The sequence below is a fragment of the Streptomyces sp. NPDC002776 genome (genome assembly GCF_053592195.1).
In genome coordinates this window covers 1-3091 of record NZ_JBSFVG010000052.1, presented here as the reverse complement: position 1 = coordinate 3091, position 3091 = coordinate 1, and the positions used below count along the sequence as shown (strand labels likewise).

Below are 3091 nucleotides of genomic sequence, written 5' to 3'. Positions count from 1 at the left end.
CGAACACCACACCTGGCCCCAACCCACCCACACCGGCGCCCGAGCAGTCCGCATCAAACGACCACAACCCTCAACCACGTAATGCAACGGCATTGGCCCTAGTGGGCGAACTCCTGCTCGTCGACGCGTGCATCGGTGACCCCCAGTGTCCCGCCGCGCTGTGGGAGCAGATGCTTGCTGTGCAGCGCCCCGACGGCCTCACCCCCGGGATAACGATCCCATCAAGGAGGACGCCGACCTGGCGTTCAAGAACCACGAGCACACCGCCGTGATCGCCATCATGACCGGCACGCTCACCCTCGCCCGGGCTGCCGGCTCCTCGCTCACGCCACGGTGACCAAATCCGACCTCGCCAGCCTGCTCCAGGGCGTCCGCCGGTCCAGGGCGGGCCCCGCCCCTCCCCGCACATCCTCGTCCAAGCGGGTGTGCGGCCGCCCCGGCCTGAGACAGGTTCCATGAACGTCTTCGCTTTGCGTTGGTAGCCGCCGCCCTGCTGCTGTCCGGCACCGCGGCAGCGCCCGCCGATGTAGCCGATGATCACGAGTGTGCGGTTACGGAGCATCCCCTCGCAGTGTGCGAGGACTGTCGACCACGAAATCGACAACAACTTCACCAGCGGCGCCGCCGCCGTGCAAAGTGTGTGGCACGGCCGCGTCTTTGCCCGGTATCCACAGATGGTGCTCGGCGTCGCCCAGTCGTGCCCCGGCACCGGCTCTCCCGCCTCAGCGGCGATCAACGTCCCGAAGTGGACCAACGTCTACGACGACGCCCACAACGGCATCGTCCTGGAGGCGAGGTGGGAGATGGACTTCCCCTACATCGGTCCTCTACCCAACAAGGTGCTCACCATGACCCTCAAGCTCGAGCCCCTCCAACTAAGGAGTGTGCGCCGGAGGCGGTAGCGCAACCCGCGCCTGCGATACGAGTGATCTGTGCATCTACTACACCTTCACAGCCACGACACGAGCCTGATCACAGCCCGGACGGGCCGCATAACGCCTGCGGCTCCACCGGCCGTGGGCTGTTGCCGTGCCGGCCCGGACTCCAGAATGCCTGTACTCACAGGACTTTGCTGCCGGTCTCGATCGCCTCGGTCGTCAAGATCCGTCGGGTCATCGGCCAGAGCCTGGATGAGACCGGCGGCGAGTTTGGCGGCGACGGGTCCCGCGAAGGTGTGGTGCCGGGGTTCTCGCAGGGACACCAAAAACGTACATCGGCGTTGGCGACGGGCCACGGCCGCGGATGGCCGGACTCTGGGCACGGGGATCTTGGCGCGTACGAGTCAACGGCCGCAGCGACGCCGGGAGGCGGTGCAGGGGCCGGTCTTGGGGTGGTGAACGCGGCCGGTGCGCGCCCCCCTTGGTTGCGTTCGTGCTTCGCCTCATCTGGCCCCTACGCACCGCAGGACTCACTCGGTCACATGGGGGGTTGTGCGTACCGGGATCCGGTTTGACGCTGACTCCCCCGGTACCCGGCGCCTCCGCTTGAGGGCGTGCCGTGATTCGGTTCCGGTTCTGTGCCACAGAAGGGAACTGCTCATGTTCACTCGTCTTCGCGCCGTCCTTGGCGTGCTGGCGGCGGCTTTGCTGCTCGGCCTCACCGTGGGTGCGGCTCCCGTCCAGGCCGACCCTGCCAACACCGCGACGGTGCAGGATCCGACCGGCACCTTCAAGCTCAGCGTCACACCCGCCAGTGCCTCGGTGGGTGACACGGTGTACGTGACCCTCGACTACACGAACAAGGGGTCCGCCACGGTCCAGACGAACTTCGGCTACACCGGCTCCCCTGTGGGTTCCTACGCGATCGGGGCCCCCACCGGTGACACCGTGCTCTGCGGTGGCCCCCTGATCGTGGAAGGCGGCTGCACCTATCCGCTGGTTCCGGGTGGCGACTCCCGGCAGACCACCTGGCCCGTAGTGATCACCGCGGAGCCCGCCGACGACAGGATCTCCTTCAACACGTTCGAAGCACTGGAGACGCGCCTCATCGGTCAGTCGACGTACTTCCTCCCGCCGCTGGTGCTGCGCGTCCACTGACGGGCACGCTTGGCTGCCTGGCGGATGCATCCACGCAGCGTGGAGAGCGGCTGCACCTACCCCCTGGTCCCCGGCGGTGACACCCGCACCTCCTCCTGGCCGGTCACGATCCTCGCCATGCCCCCGGACGGACGCATCTCCTTCATCCCTATGACGCCTCAGGAGACCCGTCTCGTGGGCGTCACGACCTACGACGTGCCCGTCCACCCTCAACGTCCGGGAACCCCGGACACAGCACACGCCCGCGCCCACGCGGCCGCTCTCACCCGGGAGGAGCCTCCTTACGGGTGAGAGCGGCCCGAGGTCTCCCGTCCGGCCCTGCGGACCAGGGCAGGCCCTCGGCGCCGCTGCGGCCCGGCCATTGGGACCGGGGCGAGCCATAACCGCAGCCCGCGCCGTAAGAGCCTCTCTACCAGCGCGAAGAGAGCCGGTGCCTGACACGGAGGGGCCACGCCGACTCCGGCATGACCCCTCACGGTGTCCTGACGGCCGTTACGCCGTCGCCCACTCCAGACCCAGCTTCGCCAGCGTCTGGAGCCGGTCGAGGGCGAGTTTGACGCGCCTGGTGCGATGTCTCGGTCTCGTGACAGTGGAGTGAGAGACAGTGAGTGTCTGTGAGTTGGCGCAGGGCAGTGCCGGTTTGCGGGGTGGGAGAACTGTCATGAATGCGAGAGATCGGGGCGGTTGCACTGTCTCGGGGTGGTGTCCGTGCAGGTGGGGCACTGACACGAAACCGAGAGATCGCACGCAGGTCATGCTCGGGCGGCCGGCCGAAGTCCAGGGCCCTGCCGCGGCGCTCGAAGCGCCAGGCCGTCAGTACCGGCTCGATCAACTCCCAACGGGCATCGGACAGATCACTCGGATACGGGCGTCGCGTAGGCATGCTTCCGGCGTACTGCCGCAGGCCGAGTGCGCCCAGGCGCACAGCGACGACAACGGAAGCAACGCGGTCACGAATGGACCTTCCCCTTGATCGTGGACACCTGGAGACTGGGACGTGAGTTCCAGAGGAAGTAGTGCTAGGTGGGAAGTAAGAGCAACCGCAGCAGGCGGTA

4 protein-coding genes and 1 pseudogene are annotated in these 3091 nt (G+C 67.4%); 4 read left to right on the top strand and 1 reads right to left on the bottom strand.

Annotated elements, in window-relative coordinates; translation table 11 throughout:
* The first annotated feature begins 101 nt into the window (after nt 1-101).
* The 4 genes from ACWD11_RS35030 to ACWD11_RS35015 all read left to right on the top strand — a co-directional run bounded on the left by ACWD11_RS35030 (nt 102) and on the right by ACWD11_RS35015 (nt 2327).
* Nucleotides 102-272 (top strand): DUF6895 family protein, encoded by a 171-nt coding sequence (locus ACWD11_RS35030; protein WP_451287942.1) that lies wholly within the window; start codon nt 102-104, stop codon nt 270-272.
* 261 nt (nt 273-533) lie between these two features.
* Nucleotides 534-902, top strand: a complete 369-nt coding sequence (locus ACWD11_RS35025; protein WP_451287940.1) for a hypothetical protein — start codon at nt 534-536, stop codon at nt 900-902.
* Between the two features lie 636 nt (nt 903-1538).
* Complete coding sequence (locus ACWD11_RS35020; RefSeq protein ID WP_451287938.1) at nt 1539-2036, top strand: hypothetical protein; 498 nt, start codon at nt 1539-1541, stop codon at nt 2034-2036.
* 24 nt (nt 2037-2060) lie between these two features.
* Nucleotides 2061-2327 carry a hypothetical protein gene (locus ACWD11_RS35015; protein ID WP_451287936.1) on the top strand — a complete coding sequence of 89 codons (267 nt, stop codon included), beginning with the start codon at nt 2061-2063 and terminating at the stop codon, nt 2325-2327.
* 501 nt (nt 2328-2828) lie between these two features.
* Here ACWD11_RS35015 and ACWD11_RS35010 read toward each other — a convergent pair.
* Nucleotides 2829-2919, bottom strand: a pseudogene (locus tag ACWD11_RS35010) (IS5 family transposase); the annotation flags it as partial.
* Nucleotides 2920-3091: the final 172 nt, after the last annotated feature.